This window comes from Mycobacterium sp. NGS50 (assembly GCF_059812545.1).
This window is the reverse complement of the sequence record NZ_JCALCW010000001.1, coordinates 275,448-296,286: the sequence shown is the minus strand read 5'-3', so window position 1 is coordinate 296,286 and position 20,839 is coordinate 275,448. Positions and strand designations below refer to the sequence as shown.

At 67.4% G+C, this 20,839-nt stretch carries 16 protein-coding genes; 8 read left to right on the top strand and 8 right to left on the bottom strand.

Translation table 11 applies throughout. The annotated features are described in order from the left end of the window. Nucleotides 1–11: 11 nt before the first annotated feature. From AC5Y36_RS01530 to AC5Y36_RS01515, 4 genes are read right to left on the bottom strand one after another with little or no spacing between them, the layout of a single operon-like run. On the bottom strand, nucleotides 12–953 hold the full coding sequence (locus AC5Y36_RS01530) for a catalase family peroxidase (RefSeq protein ID WP_500039090.1): 942 nt from the start codon (nucleotides 951–953) through the stop codon (nucleotides 12–14). A gap of 21 nt (nucleotides 954–974) precedes the next feature. Next, on the bottom strand, nucleotides 975–2,435 hold the full coding sequence (locus AC5Y36_RS01525; RefSeq protein ID WP_500039089.1) for a dihydrolipoyl dehydrogenase family protein: 1,461 nt from the start codon (nucleotides 2,433–2,435) through the stop codon (nucleotides 975–977). A 9-nt stretch (nucleotides 2,436–2,444) separates the two neighbouring features. Continuing rightward, complete coding sequence (locus AC5Y36_RS01520; protein ID WP_500039088.1) at nucleotides 2,445–3,242, bottom strand: family 1 encapsulin nanocompartment shell protein; 798 nt, start codon at nucleotides 3,240–3,242, stop codon at nucleotides 2,445–2,447. Next, entirely contained in the window at nucleotides 3,239–4,258 is a 1,020-nt protein-coding gene (locus tag AC5Y36_RS01515) for a Dyp-type peroxidase (protein ID WP_500039087.1), read from the bottom strand. Before AC5Y36_RS01515 ends, AC5Y36_RS01520 begins: the two co-directional genes overlap by 4 nt. A 50-nt stretch (nucleotides 4,259–4,308) precedes the next feature. Here AC5Y36_RS01515 and AC5Y36_RS01510 point away from each other — a divergent pair, with 50 nt between their 5' ends. The 7 genes from AC5Y36_RS01510 to purM all read left to right on the top strand — a co-directional run bounded on the left by AC5Y36_RS01510 (nucleotide 4,309) and on the right by purM (nucleotide 14,245). Continuing rightward, nucleotides 4,309–5,556 (top strand): M18 family aminopeptidase, encoded by a 1,248-nt coding sequence (locus tag AC5Y36_RS01510; RefSeq protein ID WP_500039086.1) that lies wholly within the window; start codon nucleotides 4,309–4,311, stop codon nucleotides 5,554–5,556. Between the two features lie 44 nt (nucleotides 5,557–5,600). Further along, nucleotides 5,601–7,871, top strand: coding sequence for a phosphoribosylformylglycinamidine synthase subunit PurL (gene purL / locus AC5Y36_RS01505; protein ID WP_500039130.1), 2,271 nt, complete (start codon nucleotides 5,601–5,603; stop codon nucleotides 7,869–7,871). Continuing rightward, on the top strand, nucleotides 7,868–9,589 hold the full coding sequence (locus AC5Y36_RS01500) for an alpha/beta hydrolase (protein WP_500039085.1): 1,722 nt from the start codon (nucleotides 7,868–7,870) through the stop codon (nucleotides 9,587–9,589). Before purL ends, AC5Y36_RS01500 begins: the two co-directional genes overlap by 4 nt. Further along, entirely contained in the window at nucleotides 9,586–9,975 is a 390-nt protein-coding gene (locus tag AC5Y36_RS01495; RefSeq protein WP_500039084.1) for a sterol carrier family protein, read from the top strand. The genes AC5Y36_RS01500 and AC5Y36_RS01495 overlap by 4 nt, the downstream gene beginning before the upstream one ends. Before the next feature lie 78 nt (nucleotides 9,976–10,053). Further along, on the top strand, nucleotides 10,054–11,490 hold the full coding sequence (locus tag AC5Y36_RS01490) for an HNH endonuclease signature motif containing protein (RefSeq protein ID WP_500039083.1): 1,437 nt from the start codon (nucleotides 10,054–10,056) through the stop codon (nucleotides 11,488–11,490). A gap of 108 nt (nucleotides 11,491–11,598) precedes the next feature. Beyond that, nucleotides 11,599–13,104: an amidophosphoribosyltransferase gene (gene purF / locus AC5Y36_RS01485; protein ID WP_500039129.1), complete on the top strand. Its 1,506-nt coding sequence runs from the start codon at nucleotides 11,599–11,601 to the stop codon at nucleotides 13,102–13,104. Nucleotides 13,105–13,159: 55 nt separating this feature from the next. Further along, a complete protein-coding gene (gene purM / locus AC5Y36_RS01480; protein WP_500039082.1) occupies nucleotides 13,160–14,245 on the top strand; it encodes a phosphoribosylformylglycinamidine cyclo-ligase in 1,086 nt (361 codons plus the stop codon). Between the two features lie 69 nt (nucleotides 14,246–14,314). On the opposite strand, the gene AC5Y36_RS01475 is transcribed toward purM, so the two are convergent. The 4 genes from AC5Y36_RS01475 to AC5Y36_RS01460 form a co-directional block, all read right to left on the bottom strand. Then, on the bottom strand, nucleotides 14,315–14,497 hold the full coding sequence (locus AC5Y36_RS01475) for a DUF3073 domain-containing protein (RefSeq protein ID WP_500039081.1): 183 nt from the start codon (nucleotides 14,495–14,497) through the stop codon (nucleotides 14,315–14,317). Nucleotides 14,498–14,643: 146 nt separating this feature from the next. Next, a complete protein-coding gene (ygfZ, locus tag AC5Y36_RS01470) occupies nucleotides 14,644–15,741 on the bottom strand; it encodes a CAF17-like 4Fe-4S cluster assembly/insertion protein YgfZ (protein ID WP_500039080.1) in 1,098 nt (365 codons plus the stop codon). Nucleotides 15,742–15,820: 79 nt separating this feature from the next. Beyond that, nucleotides 15,821–17,200, bottom strand: coding sequence for a WS/DGAT/MGAT family O-acyltransferase (locus tag AC5Y36_RS01465; RefSeq protein ID WP_500039079.1), 1,380 nt, complete (start codon nucleotides 17,198–17,200; stop codon nucleotides 15,821–15,823). A 181-nt stretch (nucleotides 17,201–17,381) separates the two neighbouring features. After that, on the bottom strand, nucleotides 17,382–18,635 hold the full coding sequence (locus AC5Y36_RS01460; RefSeq protein ID WP_500039128.1) for a PucR family transcriptional regulator: 1,254 nt from the start codon (nucleotides 18,633–18,635) through the stop codon (nucleotides 17,382–17,384). Between the two features lie 205 nt (nucleotides 18,636–18,840). Here AC5Y36_RS01460 and AC5Y36_RS01455 point away from each other — a divergent pair, with 205 nt between their 5' ends. Further along, nucleotides 18,841–20,811 carry a hypothetical protein gene (locus AC5Y36_RS01455; protein WP_500039078.1) on the top strand — a complete coding sequence of 657 codons (1,971 nt, stop codon included), beginning with the start codon at nucleotides 18,841–18,843 and terminating at the stop codon, nucleotides 20,809–20,811. Nucleotides 20,812–20,839: the final 28 nt, after the last annotated feature.

Sequence of the window (20,839 nt, the reverse complement as noted above, 5' to 3'; positions counted from 1 at the left end):
CGCAGGCGCCGTCAGCCCGGCGGCGCCTGCGGGCCGCGATCCACGCCGGTGCGCAGCTTGACCGACGCCGAATAGGCCTGGCTGCGAAACCTCAGCACCGGGTCATCGGAGGGCTCGATGCCGTCGGTCACCCGCATCGGGTCGAACACGACAATGTCGTCCCCGTGCTCGCGGTCGGTGTCCAGGCCGGTGATGTCGAGGGTGCCCACCGTGACGTACTCCGTGCTCGCCCACGGCGCGGACGGATCGACGACCGAGTCCTTCGGTCCGGCGATCTGCACCCGGAATTCGAACTGCGCCGGACCGCCTTCCAGCCGGCCGTCGAGTTCCTCGGTGAGGAAATCGCTGCCCTTGGCCAGTGCGGACGACGCGGCCAGAAACTGCTCCCCGGCGGTCGGAGTCAGGTGGTAGCGCACGAACCGGGCCGTGCCGTCGGCGTCGACCCATCGGAAGGCATGCAGCCCGTGATACTCGACGGTGGCGTAGCTCGCCGGTACTCGGCTGGCCGCGCGCAGAATCGGTAATGCGCCCAGCAGCCGAGGATGGGTGGCCAGGTAGGCGGCCATCCGCAGCGGCGCCGTCAGTCCGGGCCGCATCGCCCGCAGCAACTCCACGAAGCCGTCCGGTGTGCTGGAGACGAACAATCGCGCCGTCTGGGTGGATACGTCGGTGGTGGACCCGTCGGGCAGGCTGAACTTCACCGCCATCCCGCGCACCCCCGGCGCCCCGTCCCGCTGCGCGGGGTTCCCTGATCCGTTGGAGAAGCGGATCAGCGCGGGAACCGGCGAGCCGTCGAGATATGTTGCGCGAGAAAGCTGTCGAGCTTCCGGGGTTGCGGTGAACGTGCCTCGGTACAGGACGCCTTTCGCGTGCAGCACCCGATAACCGGGCTGCGCGCCGCCGGTGTCACGGACAGCCGCAATGGCGTCGTCTGGCGAAACCTGGCCGCCCATGGCGCAATCCTAGCCCCGCGTTCAGTCGCTGCCCACGGAATCCCGGTAGGCCTCCAACAGCCGAAGCCACACCTCGCTGATGGTGGGGAAGCACGGCACGGCATGCCACAGCCGCTCGATCGGCACTTCGCCGGCCACCGCGACGGTCGCCGAATGCAGCAGCTCCGACACGCCCGGGCCCACGAACGTCACGCCGAGCAACCGGCCCTGATCGGCGTCGACCACCATCCGGGCCCGGCCGGTGTAGCCGTCGGCATGCAACTTGGCGCCCATGACGGCGCCGCCGATGTCGACGTCCACCACGTCGATCCGGTGACCGGCCTGCTCGGCTTGGGCCGCGGACAGGCCGACCGCGGCGGCCTCCGGGTCGGTGAAGAACACCTGCGGCACCGCGTGGTGATCCGCGGTGGCCGCATGCGGACCCCACGCCGTGGTGTCCACCGGCCGGCCCGATGCTCGGGCTGCGATCGCGGCGCCGGCGACGCGGGCCTGGTATTTGCCGGAATGGGTGAGCAGCGCTCGCCGGTTGACGTCGCCCGCCGCATACAGCCATCCCCCGGGGACCGCGCGCACTTGGCAGGTGTCGTCGACCTCCAGCCAGCTTCCCGGATCCAGTCCCACGGTCTCCAGGCCGATTTCGTCGGTGAGCGGGGCTCGGCCGGTCGCGAACAGGACTTCGTCGACGTCCAGCGTGCTTCCGTCGTCCAGGGTCAACTGCACCGGCCCCGCGGCCTCGGGCCTGGCCAGTCCGGTCACCGACACCCCGATACGGACGTCGACGCCCGCGTCGGTGAGTCCGCGGCCGACCAGGTCACCGACGAACGGCTCCATTCGCGCCAGGAGCCCGGAACGGCGCACCAGCAGCGTGACCGATGCCCCCAAACCCTGCCAGGCGGTGGCCAACTCGACGGCGACACCGCCACCACCGATCACCGCCAGACGGGTGGGCACCGCACTTGAGTCGGTGCCCTGCCGATTGGTCCATGGGCGCGCGTCGGCGATACCGGGCAGGTCGGGCAGTGCGGCCCGGCTACCCGTGCAGACCACGACGGCGTGCCGGGCGGTGAGGACCTCTTCGGCGCCGGCGGCGGTGGTGACCGCCACCCGTCGCGGACCCGCGATTCGGCCATGACCCCGGATCAGCGTCGCCCCGATACCGGCCACCCAGTCGACTTGGCCGGAGTCGTTCCAATGGCTCACATACCGGTCGCGGCGGTGAAAGACCCCGGCCGTGTCGAGCGGGCCGGTGACGGCGGCTCGCGCCCCTTCGACCCGGCCGGCGTCACCGACGGCGGCCACCGGGCGCAGCAGCGCCTTGCTGGGCACGCACGCCCAATACGAACATTCACCGCCGACGAGTTCACGCTCGACCACCGCGACGCTCAGACCGGCCGCCCGGACCCGGTCAGCAACGTTCTCCCCGACCGGCCCCGCTCCGAGCACGACGACGTCGTAGCTGGTTTCCCCTGAGTCCGTTGCCATTTCGGAACCTTAGGTGTTGAGTGCGACGGATGCTTCGGCGGTGTAGTTGAGGAAGGTGAGGGTTTCTTGGAGGTAGAGCTCGACGGTGTCGGTGTTGTGGGTCAAGTATCCGATGGTGACGTCGGTGCCCAGTTGGAGGTCGAAGTCGCCGCCGCGGGTGGTCAGGACGAAGGCGCCGTCGATGGCGGGGGCCCAGATGATGTCGCCGTCGACGAGGCGGTGCAGGTGTTCGCGGATGGGGTAGCCGTGTTGGGTGGTTTCGCTGACTTTGGTGTAGTTGTCGGCGGACAGCAGCACGTTGTAGGGGCCGTCGACGCCGGCCAGTCGCAGCCCGGACAGTGCTTGGCTGATGACGTCGGGGAAGTCGCGGGCGTCGGCGGGCAGCGTCAGGGCGGTGTTGGAACTGGTGGCGCGGATCCCCTCGATCTGGGCGGCCGGGTAGCCCTCGAAGATGGCCCGGTCTTCGACGAACGCCAGCTTCTTGGCGGCGGTCTTGACCGGGTCCCAGTCGGCGTCTTGGGCGCCGCGTTCCACGTCGTCGATTTCACTGCGCGACAACGTGAACGGAACCCGGAGCCGGACCAGTGGTTTGGCGGCCCGCAAGTGCGCGACGACGCCGTCGGAAGGTGCGTCGACGCCGAGCAGCCGACCGGTGCCCACCGCCGCGGCGGTCGGCCCGCCGGCGTCGGTGACGTCGACGACGCGGCGCCCGGCGATGTGGCGTTTGAAGGTGCGGGTGGCTTCCTGCTCGATTTCGGCCCAGGCGGCCTCGGTGACGGGGGCGAGCTCGCGGTAGAGGTTGTTCACTGCGGGATTCCTTTCAGGGAGCCGATGGCCAACGACGCGTCGGAAGCCGGGGGTGCTGGTGCGGCCGGTGGATCTGCCGGGTCGGGCAGGGGTGGGGGATCGTCCAGGAAATCGGCGGTGGGGGTGAAGAACAGGCCGCCGGTGTGTGCGGTGGAGAAGTCCAGGATGCGGTCGGTGACGCCGGGTGGATCGCCGAGGAACATGTTGGTCAGCATGCGTTCGGTGATGGCCGGAGAGCGGGCGTAGCCGATGTAGTAGGTACCCGACTCGCCGTCGCCGACGGTGCCGAACGGCATGTTGTGGCGCATGATGTCGAGTTCGTTTCCGTCGGCGTCTTCGATCACGTTCAGCTTGATGTGGGCGTTGGCGGGTTTGGCGTCGTCGTCGAATTCGATGTCCTCGAGTTTGGTGCGCCCGATCACCCGCTCTTGTTCGGTGACCGACAGCGCGTTCCAGGCCGCCATGTCGTGCAGGTACTTCTGCACATGCACATAGCAGCCGCCGGTGAAGTCGGGGTCTTCATCGCCGATCTGGGTGGCCACGGTCGCATCGAGCCCGTCGGGGTTCTCGGTGCCGTCGACGAAGCCCAGCAGGTCGCGGTTGTCGAAGAACCGGAAGCCGTGCACCTCGTCGACCACACGGATCGCGTCGCCCAAAGCGTTCACGATGCGCCCGGCCAGCTCGAAACACACGTCCATCGATTCGGCGCGGATATGAAACAGCAGATCACCTGCGGTGGCCGGTGCGGTGTGGCGCGGCCCGATCAACTCGACAAACGGATGCAGCTCGGCGGGCCGTGCACCGCTGAATAACCGATCCCAGGCCGCCGACCCGATCGAGGCCACCAGCGACAACCGCTTGCTCGGATCCCGAAACCCCACCGACCGCACCATGCCGGAAAGACCCGACAGCGCGTCGTGCACCGTGCCCTCGCCACCGTCCTCGATCGTGGCCACCAAAAAGATGGCCGCCGGCGTCAACGGAGCAAGAACGGGCTGCGGCTGCACAGTAGGCACGGTTTCGACCCTAACCGTCAGGCGGCGCCGGGATGATCGAAGATGGGATCATGCCTGCCAGCGCACCCGGTCTATGCGAGTTCATCGACGCCTCACCGTCGCCGTATCACGTCTGCGCGACGGTCGCCGACCGGCTGCGGGCCGCCGGATACACCGAACTCGCCGAAGCCGACGCCTGGCCGCAGCAGGGCCGCTTCTTCACCGTGCGGGCAGGTTCCCTGGTCGCCTGGGACAGCTCTGGGGATACCGACCGACCGTTTCGCATCGTCGGCGGCCACACCGACAGCCCCAACCTGCGGGTCAAACAACATCCAGACCGCGATGACGCCGGCTGGCAGATGGTGGCGCTGCAGCCCTACGGCGGCGCCTGGCTGAACTCGTGGCTGGACCGCGACCTGGGCATCAGCGGTCGGCTGTCGGTGCGCGACGGCGGCCACGTCACCCACTACCTGGTCCGGATCGACGAACCTCTGCTGCGGGTGCCGCAGCTGGCCATCCACCTGGCCGAGGACCGCACAGCGGTGTCGCTGAACCCGCAGCGCCACCTCAACGCAGTGTGGGGCGGTGCGCGGGGCTCCTTTTTGGAGTTTGTCGCCGAGCGGGCCGGAATCGAGGTCGACGTCCTCGGTTTCGACCTGATGACCCACGACCTGACCCCCTCGACGTTGGCCGGGGTCGATGGCGCGTTCGTCAGTGCGCCGCGGCTGGATAACCAGACGACCTGCTACGCGGGGCTGGAGGCGCTGCTGGCCGTCGAGCCCGGGCCGCAGCTGCCGGTGCTGGCGCTGTTCGATCACGAGGAGGTCGGCTCCACCTCCGATCACGGCGCGCAGTCGGATCTGCTGCTGACCACCTTGGAACGGATCGTGCTCGCCGACGGCGGAGGTCGCGAGGACTTCCTGCGTCGGCTCGCCGGCTCGGTGGTGGCGTCCGGGGACATGGCGCATGCCACCCACCCCAACTACCCGGACCGGCACGAACCGGGACATCAGATCGCGGTCAACGCCGGCCCGGTGCTCAAGGTCCAGCCGAACCTGCGCTACGCCACCGACGGCCGCACTGCTGCGGTGTTCGCGCTGGCCTGCCGGCAGGCCGGGGTGCCGCTGCAACGTTATGAGCACCGCGCCGACCTGCCCTGCGGGTCGACGATCGGGCCGATGACCTCCGCGCGCACCGGCATCCCCACCGTCGATGTCGGTGCCGCTCAGCTGGCCATGCACTCCGCGCGGGAACTGATGGGCGCGGCCGACGTCGCGATGTACGCGGCCGCGCTGCAGGCGTTCCTGTCGCCGTCGTGAGCGGCAACTAAGCTGTCGGGGTGACCTCTGGGCCCACTCCCGCGCTGGATACCGTCGAACACGCCGCAGCAACTCCCGATCAGCCGCAGCCGTACCGTGAGCTGGGTCTCAAGGACGACGAATACCAGCGGATCCGCGACATCCTGGGCCGCCGCCCCACCGACGCCGAGCTGGCGATGTACTCGGTGATGTGGAGCGAGCACTGCTCCTACAAATCCTCCAAGGTGCATCTGCGCTACTTCGGGGAGACCACCACCGACGCGATGCGGGCGTCCATGCTGGCCGGCATCGGCGAGAACGCCGGCGTGGTCGATATCGGCGACGGTTGGGCGGTCACCTTCAAGGTCGAGTCGCACAACCACCCCTCCTATGTGGAGCCCTACCAGGGTGCGGCCACCGGGGTGGGCGGCATCGTGCGCGACATCATGGCCATGGGGGCGCGTCCGGTCGCGGTGATGGACCAGCTGCGGTTCGGTGCCGCCGACGCCCCGGACACCCGCCGGGTGCTCGACGGCGTGGTGCGCGGCATCGGCGGCTACGGCAACTCCCTGGGGCTGCCCAACATCGGTGGCGAGACCGTGTTCGACGCCTGCTACGCCGGTAACCCGTTGGTCAACGCGCTGTGCGTCGGGGTGCTCCGCAAGGAGGACCTGCACCTGGCGTTCGCCTCCGGCGCCGGCAACAAGATCATCCTGTTCGGTGCGCGCACCGGCCTGGACGGTATCGGCGGGGTGTCGGTGCTGGCCTCGGACACCTTCGCCGGCGACGAATCCGGCGCCGGCAGAAAGAAACTGCCGTCGGTGCAGGTCGGTGACCCGTTCACCGAGAAGGTGCTGATCGAATGCTGCCTGGAGCTGTACGCGGCCAAGCTGGTGGTCGGTATCCAAGATCTCGGTGGCGCGGGGTTATCTTGCGCGACATCGGAATTGGCATCCGCCGGTGACGGCGGCATGGCGATCGAACTGGAACAGGTGCCGCTTCGCGCCACCAACATGACTCCCGCCGAGGTGCTCTCCAGCGAATCGCAGGAGCGGATGTGCGCGGTCGTCACGCCGGAGAACGTCGAGAAGTTCATGGCCGTGTGCCGCAAATGGGACGTCCTGGCCACCGTGATCGGCGAAGTGACCGACGGTGACCGGCTGCACATCACCTGGAACGGCGAGACCGTGGTCGACGTGCCACCGCGCACCGTGGCCCACGAGGGACCGGTGTACCAGCGCCCCTACTCGCGACCCGACACCCAGGATGCGCTCAACGCCGATACGTCGGCAGGACTGAAACGTCCGGTCACCGGCGATGAACTGCGCGCGACTTTGCTTGCGCTGCTGGGCAGTCCGCACCTGTGTAGCCGCGCATTCATCACCGAGCAGTACGACCGCTACGTGCGCGGCAACACCGTGCTGGCCGAACATGCCGATGGCGGTGTGCTGCGGATCGACGAATCCACCGGTCGCGGCGTCGCGGTGTCGACCGACGCGTCGGGTCGCTACACCCAGCTGGACCCCTACACCGGTGCGCAGTTGGCGCTGGCCGAGGCCTACCGCAACGTGGCGGTCACCGGCGCCACCCCGGCGGCGGTCACCAACTGCCTGAACTTCGGTTCCCCGGAGGATCCCGGGGTGATGTGGCAGTTCGCCGAGGCGGTCCGCGGGCTGGCGGACGGCTGTGCGGCCCTGGAGATTCCGGTCACCGGCGGTAACGTCAGCTTCTACAACCAGACCGGATCCACCCCGATCCTGCCCACGCCGGTGGTCGGCGTACTCGGCGTCATCGACGATGTCGCGCGCCGCATCCCCACCGGGCTGGGCGCTGAGCCGGGGGAGACCCTGATCCTGCTCGGCGACACCCACGACGAATTCGACGGCTCGATCTGGGCGCAAGTGACCGGCGATCACCTGGGCGGGCTGCCGCCGCGAGTGGATCTGGCACGGGAGAAGCTGCTGGCCGAGGTGCTGGTCGCCGCGTCCCGTGACGGTTTGGTCAGCGCCGCCCACGATCTGTCCGAGGGTGGCCTGGCTCAGGCGGTGGTGGAATCCGCGCTTGCCGGTGAGACCGGCTGCCGCATCCTGCTTCCCGAGGGGTCGGATCCGTTCGTGATGCTGTTCTCGGAATCGTCCGGACGGGCGCTGGTGGCGGTGCCGCGCACCGAGGAAAGCCGGTTCCGCGCCATGTGCGAGGCGCGTGGGCTGCCTGCCACCCGAATCGGTGTGGTCGACCAGGGTTCCACCGACGTCGAGGTGCAGGGGCAGTTCAGCATTCCGCTGGCGGAGCTAACCGCGACGCACAGCGGCGTGCTGCCGGGACTTTTCGGATGACCCCGGTCCGCACCGGCGAGCGGCACCCGCTGCTGGTGTGGGCCTGGAGCCTACTGCGGCTGAAGTTCATCGGGATCGGGTTCGCCGCCCTGTTCTTCTGCCTGGCGCTGACGCCGTCACTGTTGCCGCGCGATTGGCTGTTCCAGGGTTTGATCGGCGGCGTCAACGGGGCGTTCGGCTACGGCCTGGGCGTGGCGATCGGCGCGGTCATCCATCGGATGGTGCTGCGCACAGCGACGTGGTGGCCGCCGCCGCCGCGATTCCTGTTCGCGCTGAAGGCCGCTGTCGTGGTGCTCGCCCCGACGGTGTGTGTGCTGATGCTGATTCCGGCCGCGTCCTGGCAGCGCCAGGTGTCGGCACTGATGGGGATCCCCGGTCCCGGCACGTTGGGCTACCTGCGCACCCTGATCGTCGCGACCGGTGTCGCGGTACTGCTGGTCTCGGCCAGCCGAGTGGTGCTCGACGCGATCAAGTTATTGGCCCGCAGGCTGATCCGGCGCTGGCATGTGCACACCGAGGTGGCACTGTTCGTCGGGACGGCGATCGTCGTGGTGGTGCTGGTGACCCTGATCAACGGCGTGCTCGTTCGTGGATTCTTCGCCGGCGCCAATGCGCTCTTCGAGCCGCAGAACACCGCCACCCGCGACGGAGTGACCCAACCGCTGCAACCCGAGAAGTCCGGCAGCCCGGCGTCATTGGCGCCGTGGGACAGCCTGGGTTTCGAGGGCCGCAACTTCGTGGCCACCGGCCCGCACGCCGCCGAACTGACCCGGCTGTCCGGTCGTCCCGCCAAAGAACCCATCCGGGTGTATGCCGGTCTGCACAGCGCCGACACCGACACCGACCGGATGGCCCTGCTGGTCGAGGAACTGGAACGCACCGGGGCGTTCGAGCGCAAGGTGCTGGTCATCGTCCCCACCACCGGTACCGGGTGGATCAATCCGGTGGCCGCCCGCTCGGTGGAGATGCTCTACAACGGCGACACCGCGATGGTCGGCGTGCAGTATTCCTATCTGCCCAGCTGGATTTCGTTTCTGGCCGATCAGCAGAAGTCGCTGGACTCCGGCCGGCTGTTGATCGACACCATCCACCACCGTTGGCAGCAACTGTCCGTCGACCATCGGCCCAAACTCGTGCTCTACGGCGAAAGCCTGGGGTCGATGGCGGGGCAGGGCGCGTTCAGCTGGCTGCCGGACATCGCCGCGATGGGTTTCGACGCGGTGTTGTGGGTGGGACCCCCGCAGGCCAGCCCGCTGTGGCATGCGCTGGTGGTGCGGCGCGACCCGGGAACCACTGCCGAACAGCCGCGCTACGACAACGGGCGCACGGTGCGGTTCACCACGGCTGGGGATCCCGCCGAGGTTGCCCGGATCGCTGCGGCGCCATGGCAGGGCACCCGGGTGCTGTTCCTGCAGCACCCGTCCGATCCGGTGGTCTGGTGGTCGCCGGATCTGCTGTTCTCCGAACCGGACTGGTTGGACGAATCGCCGGGGCGGGATCGGTCGGCGTCGATGCGCTGGTATCCGGTGGTGACGTTCTGGCAGGTCACCGCCGATCTCACCAATGCGCTGTCGGTACCCGACGGGCACGGCCACAGCTACGGCGACATGGTGCTGGACGGATGGGTCGCGGTAATGCCACCGGAGGGCTGGACCGACGCCGACACCGAGCGGGTCCGGGCCGCGCTGAACCGTGACAGCACCGCGGACTACGAATGAGCAAGCACAGCACCGACCCGGCGCAGACCCGTGCCGCCGTCCTGGCGGTGGCGGACTGGCTGCATGACCCCGCCTGTGCCGACCCGGAGCGTGCGGACCTGGCGGCTGCGGTGCGGACGACGGCACGCACCCTGGCCGCGCTGGCGCCCGGCGCCAGCGTCGAGGTGCGCATCCCGCCGTTCGTCGCGGTGCAGTGCGTGGCCGGGCCGCGACACACCCGCGGCACCCCGCCCAACGTGGTCGAAACAGATCCGCGTACCTGGTTGCTACTGGCCACCGGGCTGCTGTCGCCGGCCGAGGCCGTGGCCGACGGGAGGCTGCGGCTGTCGGGTTCGCGATCCGGCGAGATCGATGCCTGGCTGCCGTTGGTGACGCTGGACCACTGAACCGGCACGCAGTTTGATTCATCCCCAGCCGGGCCCTGGCGATGGCAGGTTGTCGGGGACGAGAGTATAGTCGAACATATGTTCGAATTTGAGCAAGCTGCGGCGGAGTGTTTCGACCGCATGCGTGCGTCGATGCGGGCGGAGAATGCGGCGGCCGGGGCCCGGCTGCTGGCGGTCAGCGAGTTGGATCTGCTGGTGTTACGCAAGTTCGGGGAGAAGGAGACGTGGTGCAGTGACACCCAGTCGCTGATCTCGGTGGAGATCGCGGCGGCGTTGCGGATCAGTACGCATTGGGCGGCGTCCTATCTGTATTACGCCCGGGCGATGCGTAACCGGTTGCCGAAGGTGGGGGTGCTGCTGGCGGAGGGTGAAATCAGCTATGCAACGTTCAAGACGATCGTGTACCGCACCGATTTGATCGCCGATCCCGAGATCCTGGCTGCGGTGGATGCCACCCTGGCGGCCAAGGCGGGGCGCTGGCCGTCGATGACGACGGGCAGGTTGGCCGGCTACGTGGACAAGGTGGTGTGGCGCGCCGACCGGGATGCGGTGCGTCAGCGCCGGCAGCGCCACACCGACCGAGAGATCACCATCTGGGACAGCGGGAACGGGATGGCCGGGATCCAAGGCACGCTGATCAGCAGCGACGCCCAGGTACTCGAAGCCCGCCTCACCGCGTTGGCCGCCACCGTCTGCGCGGAGGATCCCCGCACCAAAGAGCAGTGCCACGCCGACGCGCTGGGGGCGCTGGCTGCCGGAGCGCAGCGGCTGCAATGCCGGTGCGGGCGCCCCGACTGTCCGAACGCGGCCGCGGTGCCGGTGCCGGTGCTCATTCACGTCGTTGCCGATCAGGCGTCGGTGACCGGCGGCGGGCAGACCCCGGGTGTGGTCCTGGGATCCGAGGAGTTGATCCCGCCCGAACTTCTGGCCCAGCTCGTCGAATCGGCGCGGCTGCAAGCCGTGGCGATGCCGATCGATGCACCCCCGGAACCCCGGTACACCCCGTCGCGTGCACTGGCCGATTTCATCCGCTGCCGCGATCTGACGTGTCGGGCCCCGGGCTGTGACCGGCCGGCCATCGAGTGCCAGATCGACCACACCACCCCGTTCAGCGCTGGTGGTCTCACGCATGCCTCGAACCTGAAACTGCTGTGCAGAGAACACCATTTGATGAAGACGTTCTGGAACTGGTCTGACCGCCAACTCCCGGACGGAACCGTGATCTGGACTTCGCCCACCGGGCAGACATACGTCACCACGCCGGGCAGCGCCTTGCTGTTCCCGATGTTGATGACCCCCACCGGCGACATCGGCGAACCCTCCCGCCGCGCCGCCGGCTGCACAGACCGCAGCATCGCGATGCCCCTCCGGCGCCGCACCCGAGCCGAGAGCCACGCCCGCTACGTCGCCGCCGAACGCTGCCGGAACCGGGCCAGGCGCCACGCCCGCCGGGCCGCCATGCTGGGTCCCGCGGTGGCCCGCAACGATCTCGGCGACGATCCGCCGCCGTTCTGACACCGGCGCGACTCGAATAGTGATCAGCCTCACGCGGATAGGACTTCTCGGCCCGCCGCCGTAGACTGGTCGGCGTCACCCACGCCGCCACGGGGAGCAGCCTTAGTGATCGACCAGCAGGTGGAAAACCCGCCGTCCGAGGAATGCGGTGTATTCGGTGTCTGGGCGCCCGGCGAGGACGTCGCCAAACTCACTTATTACGGCCTGTACGCACTGCAGCACCGCGGCCAGGAAGCCGCCGGTATCGCGGTCTCCGACGGATCGCAGGTGTTGGTTTTCAAGGACCTCGGCCTGGTCAGCCAGGTGTTCGACGAGCAGACGTTGGCCGCCATGCCGGGCCACATCGCCATCGGGCACTGTCGCTACTCCACCACCGGATCCACCACCTGGGAGAACGCCCAGCCGGTGTTCCGCACCACGGCGGCCGGCACCGGGGTGGCGCTGGGTCACAACGGCAACCTGGTCAACACCAGCGAGCTGATGGACCGTGCCCGTGCGGCCGGGCTGGTCAACACCCGGGGTGCGGCGGCAGCCACCACCGACTCCGACATCCTGGGCGCCCTGTTGGCCCACGGGTCAGCCGACGCCACCCTGGAGCAGGCCGCCATCGACCTGCTCGCCGATGTTCGCGGCGCGTTCTGCCTCACCTTCATGGACGAGAACACGCTCTACGCCGCCCGCGACCCGTGGGGGGTCCGGCCGCTGTCGCTGGGCCGGCTGGACCGCGGCTGGGTGGTGGCCTCCGAGACCGCCGCCCTCGACATCGTCGGCGCCTCCTTCGTTCGCGACATCGAGCCGGGCGAGCTGCTGGCCATCGACGCCGACGGGGTGCGCTCGACCCGGTTCGCCAACCCGACTCCCAAGGCGTGCGTGTTCGAGTACGTGTATCTGGCGCGCCCGGACAGCACCCTGGCCGGGCGGTCGGTGCACAAGACCCGCGTCGACATCGGCCGGGCGCTGGCCCGCGAATGCCCGACCGACGCCGACCTGGTGATCGGCGTCCCGGAGTCGGGCACCCCCGCCGCGGTCGGCTACGCCCAGGAGTCGGGGATCCCCTACGGGCAGGGGCTGACCAAGAACGCCTACGTGGGCCGCACGTTCATCCAGCCGTCGCAGACCATCCGCCAGCTCGGTATCCGGCTCAAGCTCAACCCGCTCAAAGAGGTGATCCGCGGCAAGCGCCTCATCGTCGTCGACGACTCGATCGTGCGGGGCAACACCCAACGTGCCCTGGTGCGGATGCTGCGTGAGGCCGGTGCGGTCGAGGTGCATGTCCGCATCGCCTCGCCGCCGGTGCGCTGGCCCTGCTTCTACGGCATCGACTTCGCTTCCCCGGCTGAGCTGATCGCCAACGCCGTCGAGAACGAGAGCGAGATGCTCGAGGCGGTCCGGCACGCGATCGGCGCAGACACCCTGGGCTACATCTCCCAGAAGGGCATGATCGCCGCCACCGAGCAGCCCGCCAGCCGGCTGTGCGCGGCCTGCTTCGACGGCCACTACCCGATCGAGCTGCCCGAGGAAACCGCGCTGGGCAAGAACGTGGTCGAGTACATGCTCGCCAACGCCGCGCTGGCTGCCGAGAACGACAACGCGTCGGCGCTACGCCGGCCATGACCCAGCGCCAAGGTGCGAGCCCGCCCGTCGGCGCCGACCGGTAGCCTTTACCGCGATGACGGATCGCGCAGCAGACCTATCTTCGGGGCAAAGCATCACCTACGCGTCGGCGGGAGTCGACATCGAGGCCGGTGACCGGGCCGTCGAGTTGATCGCCCCGCTGGCGGGCAAGGCCACCAGACCGGAGGTGCGGGGCGGCATCGGCGGCTTCGCCGGGCTGTTCGCCCTGCGCAGCGGGTACCGCGAACCGGTGCTGGCGGCGTCCAGCGACGGGGTGGGCACCAAGCTGGCGATCGCCCAGGCGATGGACAAGCACGACACCGTCGGCCTCGATCTGGTGGCCATGGTGGTCGACGACCTGGTGTGCTGCGGGGCCGAGCCGCTGTTCCTGCAGGACTACATCGCCGTCGGTCGGGTTGTTCCCGAGCGGGTCAGCGCGATCGTCGCCGGCATCGCCGAGGGCTGCGTGCAGGCCGGCTGCGCGCTGCTGGGCGGGGAGACCGCCGAACACCCGGGGCTGATGGAACCGGACCACTACGACGTCTCGGCCACCGGAGTCGGGGTCGTGGAGGCCGACGACGTGCTGGGGCCCGACCGGGTCAAGCCCGGCGATGTGCTGATCGCGATGGGTTCCTCGGGCCTGCACTCCAATGGCTACTCACTGGCCCGTGCCGTGCTGCTGGACATCGATCGGATGAATCTGGCCGGTCACGTCGAGGAGTTCGGCCGCACGCTCGGCGAGGAGTTGCTGGAACCAACCCGGATCTACGCCAAGGACTGTCTGGCGCTGGCCGCCGAAACCCAGGTCCGCACCTTCTGCCACATCACCGGCGGCGGCCTGGCCGGCAACCTGCAACGGGTCGTGCCGCACGGCCTGGTGGCCGAGGTGGACCGCGGAACGTGGACTCCCGCGCCGGTGTTCGCGATGATCGCGCAGCGGGGCCGCATCGCGCGTGCCGAGATGGAGAAGACGTTCAACATGGGCGTCGGCATGGTCGCCGTCGTCGCACCCGAGGACACCGACCGTGCACTGGCCATCCTGACCGCTCGCCACCTGAACTGCTGGGTCCTGGGAACCGTCGACAAGGGCGCGAAGTCTGCTGCCCGCGCCAAGTTGGTGGGGCAGCATCCGAGGTTTTAGAACCTCGGCAACTTCAACGGGGGCCGCCGGCGCACCGGAGTGTGCCCGCCGCGGGTCGTCGCCGCCAGATCAGCGGCGCCAGTCGTCCTCGCCGGTCCAGGAACCGGGGTCCTCGTCACCGTCCAGGTCGGCTTCGTCAACGGTCGACCCGGACAGCTCGCGCTGAAGCCGCTCAAAATCCGTTTGGGGGGAGCTGTACTTCAGGTCTCGAGCAACCTTGGTCTGCTTCGCCTTAGCCCGGCCGCGGCCCATGGGGGAACCCCCTCGCGCAATAGCGGAGCGGCCCACCAAGTAGGCGGCTCCGATCTGTGTTTCATATTGTCCTGCCCAGTAGCTTACCGTGCCCTGCGGACGGGTGCGGGCATGCCCTGCCGTGCCGAGACGGAGCTCACGCTGTGCTATTGCGTTCCGCTCCGTAGCCGCTCCACCGCTGCGCGTCCGGCACCGGCGACATCGGGCGGCGGCATCGAGTCGGCGTCGATCACGGCCGCGACCTCCGCATCCCCGCCGGTGGTCAGTTGCGTGTCGGCCGGCACCCCGCGCTTGACCAACGCCAGCGCCACCGGACCCAACTCGGCGTGGTCGACGACCGTTCCCAGCCGGCCCACGCTGCGACCGGCGGCCAGGACCGGGTCACCGGTGGACGGCCGATCCGATGAGCCGTCGAGGTGCAATAACACCAGCATGCGCGGTGGCTTGCCGAGGTTGTGGACGCGCGCGACGGTCTCCTGGCCCCGATAGCAGCCCTTGTCCAGGTGCACGGCGCCCTCGCCGGGGCCGCCGATCCAGCCCACCTCGTGCGGGATCGTGCGGTCGTCGGTGTCGACACCCAGCCGCGGGCGCAGCGCCGCCACCCGGTGCGCCTCGTAGGCCCACACTCCGGCTGGGCGCAACCCGGCCTGGGTGAGCCGGCGGCGCCAGTCGGCGACCCCGCCGCGCGGCACCACCAGATCCAGCTCGAGGCGGCCGTCGACGCCGGGCACCCGGCGGGCGAACCCCGCACCGGCCAGCGGCGCCACCCGCTCCGCCGGCAGCGCGTCGATACCCAGCGCAGCCAGCACCGCGGGGTCGCTCAGCCGGGGTCCGAGCAAGGACAGCACCGCGAAATCTCCGGCTTCCGGGGTCACCTGGGACCAGAACACCATCTTGCGTAGGTAGTCGAGCAGCGGCTCGCCCCGCCACGGTTCGGTGTCCAGGTAGGTGACACCGTCCAGCTCGGTTTGGATCCAGTGATCCTCGACGTGGCCCTTGCCATCCAGGGACAGGTTCTGGGTGCTGGCGCCGTCGGCGAGTTCGCTGACGTGCTGACTGGAGATGCTGTGCAGCCAGGTTTGACGGTCGGGACCGGCCAGCGTGAGCACTGCCCGGTGGGAACGGTCTACCAGTACCGCATCGACCTCGGCGGCGCGCTGCTCACCGAACGGGTCGCCGTAGTGCCATACCGCGCCGGCGTCGGGTCCGGAATCAGGGGCGGCGATGGCGTGCGGGGCGGTCACATCACAACTGTAGTACCGGCGTGCCAGTCCGCCCTGGTGGCGACCCGCTGCGCCCGGCTTCGCCGCGCTCGGACGGTTGTTATCTGCCACCAGGGCCGATCGGCTGGCTCACCTCTAAGGCCGCAAGGTTGTTTTCCAGGAATGTCAACAGTCGCTGCAGGTGAGCAACATTACGGCGGCAGCCGATGAGCCCGAATCCGAGGTTGTCGCCGTAACTAAGAACCGTGATGTTCAACGATTGCCCCTCGATGGGCATCGACACCGGGTACCAGCCCTCCTGCTCGGCATTGTGCCAGTACAGCCGATCGCGCGGACCGGGCACATTCGAGATCACGACGTTGTACGGCGGTGACGCGACCTTACTGAATCCGGGAATCGCAGCAAGGCTGCTCGGACCAATCGACGTCAACATGCCGATCGCGGACAGCTGCAAGGGACTCCGTCGCAGCAGACTGGCCTTGGCCGCCTGCATCGAGGCCTGAATGCGTCGGAGCCGTTCGACCGGATCGGCGACGTCGGTGGCCAGCCGACACAACGTCATCGTCACGGCATTCCCGTCGGCGTCGGTGCGGGGAAGCGCGACCGGAACAGCGGCCACCAGCGACTTTGCCGGAAGCTGGTCCCCGGTTCGTAGGTAGTCGCGTAGCGCGCCCGAACACATTGCTAGTACGACGTCGTTGAGTGTGGCGTCGTACCTTTTGGCGACCGTTTTTATCCGCCTGATCGACCAAGACTGCGCCGCGAACCGGCGTGCACCGGTCAGCGGCCGGTTCAGCACAGTCTTGGGCGCGTCGAATGGCAGCGCGGCCTCGGGGTTCCGCAGCCCTTGGGCCGCTACGTGCACGACGGCCGGCAGCAGCCCGGCGACGCTCCTTACCCCAGCCCCGGCCCTATCCAACGGTGGAGCGGACGGGCTGGCGGGTGTGTCAAGCGGCAGGGTGGGACGCGGACTCGGTGCCCACAAAGCCCGCAACTCGCCGGTCGGCTCCGTCGATAGCATGCGCATGGTGGCGCGGACGGCGTTGACCCCGTCGGTCAGCGCATGGTGCACCTTCACGTACACCGCAAACCGGTTGCCGGCCAGTCCCTCGATCAGGTGGAACTCCCATAACGGGCGATGTCGATCGAGTAGGCCGCCATGTAGCCGGGAGATCAGGGCTAACAGTTCCCGAACTCGACTTGGCCGTGGTAGCGCGGAGAGCCGCACGTGGTATTCGAGGTCGACGTCCTGCTCGTCAATCCAGCGCACCGCGCCCAGCAATGGCCCGGGCCATGCTGGTCTGCGCCGGTACATGGGCGCCAGTTCGGTGTACTCGAGCAACTGCTGGTAAAGCGTCTGCATGAAGTCGGGCGCAGCTTCGTTAGGCAGGCGAAAGATGTACAAGCCACCGACATGCATCGGATGCTCACGAGTCTCGGATGCCAGAAACAGCGCATCCAGGGGTGCGATCAGCGTCATGGTCGTGATGTCGCAGTGCTTGCGTGTGCCACGAAAGTGATGCTCCTGCAGGTGGGCTGGTAGCGGTGAGACAAGTTTCGCGGCGGAAAGTTCGGTTAGCCAAGGTCGAATCGTCCAATTTCGAGCGATCCACCGATGCAATCTGCACAGCGGTTACCCGCTGAGCTGGGCGATCTCGCGTCTATTTGGTGGCTCTGCTGTTCGCGGACAGAGCCCCGCCACGCCAGCGGAGTGCTTCCAATGCCACTGCAACGTGTGCGCTGGCATCCTCCAGCGGTCTTGGCATCAGCTCGTTGGCACGAGCAAGTCTGTGCAGCAATGTGTTTCGATGAATGAACAAACTCGCGGCGGTGCGCGAAGCGTTGCACTGTTCGCGGACGAAGGTGAGAACGGTGCGTTGCAGCTCCGCGTCGGCGGACTCGAGGTCGCCAAGGGTGTGCTTGATGAATCGATCCGCGCGGACGGGATCGGCGGTGATCAGCGCAAGGAGTTCGACGTCAGTGAAGCTGGCGATCTGCTGGGTGGCGCGGAGACGTGCCATCATTTGCTGAGTGGTGATGGCGTCGAAGTGGCTGCGCCGGAAGCCCTCGATTCCGTCTTCGGTGGACCCGACCGCGATCCGCACGTGGGGCAGTTGATTCAGTGCAGCGGTGACGCCGGTCAGGTCCGGAACATCGCCGCCAGGCAACCACACCCATCGGGTGGCGGCACCGGCTGGGACCGATAGCGCCCTGGAGCCGTCGACGATTTGTATCAACGCCTCGGCAGTGCGGTCCAGGTCGGACTGGTCGGTGTCTGGCTCGTTACCCCAGATCACAGCGGCAGTGTGGCTCTGCCCGAGGTTGTAGCCGAGCCGTTTCTCGGCGCGCTCCCGCGTGATCGGAGCGCCGTCTAATATCAGTGCCACGATCGCCCGGCGTTCGGCGTGCGTTTCCCCGATGAGTTCGTCGCGTTCGATCTGAATCTGGTGATGAATCCCGGCGATCGTGGCGTCGGCGAACGACGTCATCGACCGCGCCGATACGTCGAGAAAGTCGCGCAGTTCTTGGGGGTCTGAGGTCAACTCGAACGCGATCTGCATCCACAACCGCCAGTACACATTCTGCGCGAGCCGGTACGCATCCACCGCTGCCGCCTCGCCCAGGCCGCGGCGAATCAGGTCACGGGCAAAGGTGAGCGACTCGGCGCCCACGTTGGCTGGTACCAACTCGCCGGGATGACTGATGTTGGCGGCCGCCCAGTGCAGCCGATTTGACCGATTGCTCTGCCGGACCGCTTCGGCGAGCACCGGATCACCGGCGATGGTCTGCATGAACTCGGATGCGAGCGTGGCCTCGTGTAGCTCGTCGAGCCACTCTTGGGGAAGATTGACGCTCATCTCAGCGCCCCAGCGCATCAGCTCACAGATCCGCTCCGGCGGCCGCTCCCAGCCCACCCGCTGAGCGTAGCTGCGGGTATCGACTTTGCACACTCAAATAGGTGTTCTCGGTGCGAAATGACCTTGCTTGCAGCGTCCGGCCTGCAGACGATGAGAACCCGGCGGAATTGCTCAGCCGTCACAGCATTTCTTCACAGGAGGACCTGACATGTCGCAGAATCGTTCTCGGCGTCGTGTGCGTCGGTTTGTTCGGGTGGCCAGTATGGCGACGAGCTTCGCGACTGGCGCATTGGCGGTGGTGTTGGTGGTCCCGCAAAGCGCTGCGGCTGGACCGGTCTCATCGGGTTCGGTGCAGCTCTTGAACGGGTCGAGCCCCCTGCAATCGGTGATCGACCAGATTCTCGATGCGCAACAACAAATCATGGCCACGAACAGCGCCTACTCGTTCGTCACCCCGTTTGATCTGACCACGCTGCACGCATATGTCCAAAATATGTCGGTGGGTATGCTTACCAGCGGCATCGAAACGCACAATTTAAACAATTACCTGGATTTGAATGGGGGATACTTCCCGGCATCGTGGGGCGCCCCCGCTGCGGATCCACAGCCATTAGTCAACAGTCCGAACCCGGATGATCAATACACCTTCCCGATCATCGATAATCAGAATTTTTCGATCACGATCGACCCAGGACCGGGCACTAAAGACGTCACCTTCACGCTACAGGCCGGCAATGGCGCGTCGAGTGGCTTCATGGCTCTTCGCACCTACGATTTGTCAGAATTTACGCCCAATGCCAACGGCACCTACACCCTCACGATGAGTCCCACGGAGCATTCGGGTAACTGGGTCGATAGCTCCGGGGCCGAGACGTTGCTGCTGCGGGACACCGTCGATCACTGGGGGCTGCTGCACGACGATATCACCATTCATGCGGACGACGCCCCCTCAGGATTTACCCTGCCGGTGCTTTCCAACGCCCAGATTTCGTCGTGGCTGCAGGACGTCGCCACCTACTTGCCATTCCAGAACGGCAGCTGGACCAATGCTGGACTGCAGCACCTGTGGAACTCGGTACCAGATAACACGTTCACCGCAATACGGCCGAGTGGTACCGGTATCCCGGGCGGGCCAATACTGCTGAATCAAGAAAGCGCTTTCGGGCATTGGTCACTTCAGCCAGACCAGGCGCTGATCGTCAAGGTGCCCAGTGTCGACGCCGGATACTTCAACTTCCAGTCCAGCAACGCGTGGGCCAACGACCTTCCGTTTGTGACCGGGACAGGTTCTCTCAACAACACCGAGGTCTTCCAGGACACTGACGGGTTCACCTACTATGTCATCAGCAGCCAGAATCCGGGCGTCGCGAATTGGATTAATACCGACGGCAACCCCGATGGAAACATCTTTGCACGGTTCCAAGATGTCCACGGCGCCATTCCCACGACTCCCATTACGACCCAGGTCGTGAACGTCGCCGATGTCCGCGATTATCTGCCTGCTGACACACCGACGGTCACCCCCGAGCAGTATGCTGCGCTGCTCCAGGAGCGCCTGTTCGAATACGACTATGTTCGCGACCAGATGCAAGGGGCCGGTTGGGTGACCACCCAGCTCGAAATCGACCAGGTCAAGGCGGCGATGGGAGCCGACCAATTCACCGCGGTGTTCGGCGGTCAAACCGACGTGCCGTCGGTGCTGGATCGGATGACGGACGCGGCGCTGATTCCCAACATGGCGACTCTCAGCAGCGACTTCTTCGCCAACCCGACCGAAAGCTGGTCCGCGATCGTACAAAATCTTCCGCTGGCGGCCCAGGATATCCTGATGCCCGCGGTGTTGGCCCAGTTGCGGCTGGACTTGCTCGGGGTACAAACCATCCAAGCGATTTCCAACGACATCTCTTCAGGCGACTGGTCGCAGGCGCTGAGTTCATTGGGCATCGGTCTGCAAGGACTCGGAACGGTTTTCGTCCAAACGTTCACCGACCCGGCTACCAGCATTGCCGCCGGTCTCCTCAATGCGCGCGACGATCTGGCCGTCGCGCTGATGAACGCGGGCAGCTACTCGGCCCTGACATCGAATGACTTGTCGTCCGTCTTCGATCAGTTCTCACAGCTTGGGCAATCGGTGTCAGAGATGTTGACGGGCGGATGGAACGCCCTGAGCGCCGCGCTGTTTGATCCGGTGGACGTCGCTGCAGCGAGCCTGCCGTTGGATCTGCTGCCCTGACTCGTGCTCAAACCAGATTCACCCTCAA

Excerpts from the sequence above, each read along its gene's own strand:
- AC5Y36_RS01525 (WP_500039089.1), bottom strand. The coding sequence starts at position 2,435 with ATGGCAACGGACTCAGGGGAAACCAGCTACGACGTCGTCGTGCTCGGA.
- purM (WP_500039082.1), top strand. The coding sequence starts at position 13,160 with ATGACGGATCGCGCAGCAGACCTATCTTCGGGGCAAAGCATCACCTAC.
- AC5Y36_RS01465 (WP_500039079.1), bottom strand. The coding sequence starts at position 17,200 with ATGACGCTGATCGCACCCCTGGATGCGCTGTTTCTGGCATCCGAGACT.
- AC5Y36_RS01455 (WP_500039078.1), top strand. The coding sequence starts at position 18,841 with ATGGCGACGAGCTTCGCGACTGGCGCATTGGCGGTGGTGTTGGTGGTC.
- AC5Y36_RS01500 (WP_500039085.1), top strand. The coding sequence starts at position 7,868 with ATGACCCCGGTCCGCACCGGCGAGCGGCACCCGCTGCTGGTGTGGGCC.
- AC5Y36_RS01495 (WP_500039084.1), top strand. The coding sequence starts at position 9,586 with ATGAGCAAGCACAGCACCGACCCGGCGCAGACCCGTGCCGCCGTCCTG.
- AC5Y36_RS01490 (WP_500039083.1), top strand. The coding sequence starts at position 10,054 with ATGTTCGAATTTGAGCAAGCTGCGGCGGAGTGTTTCGACCGCATGCGT.
- AC5Y36_RS01475 (WP_500039081.1), bottom strand. The coding sequence starts at position 14,497 with ATGGGCCGCGGCCGGGCTAAGGCGAAGCAGACCAAGGTTGCTCGAGAC.
- AC5Y36_RS01530 (WP_500039090.1), bottom strand. The coding sequence starts at position 953 with ATGGGCGGCCAGGTTTCGCCAGACGACGCCATTGCGGCTGTCCGTGAC.
- AC5Y36_RS01510 (WP_500039086.1), top strand. The coding sequence starts at position 4,309 with ATGCCTGCCAGCGCACCCGGTCTATGCGAGTTCATCGACGCCTCACCG.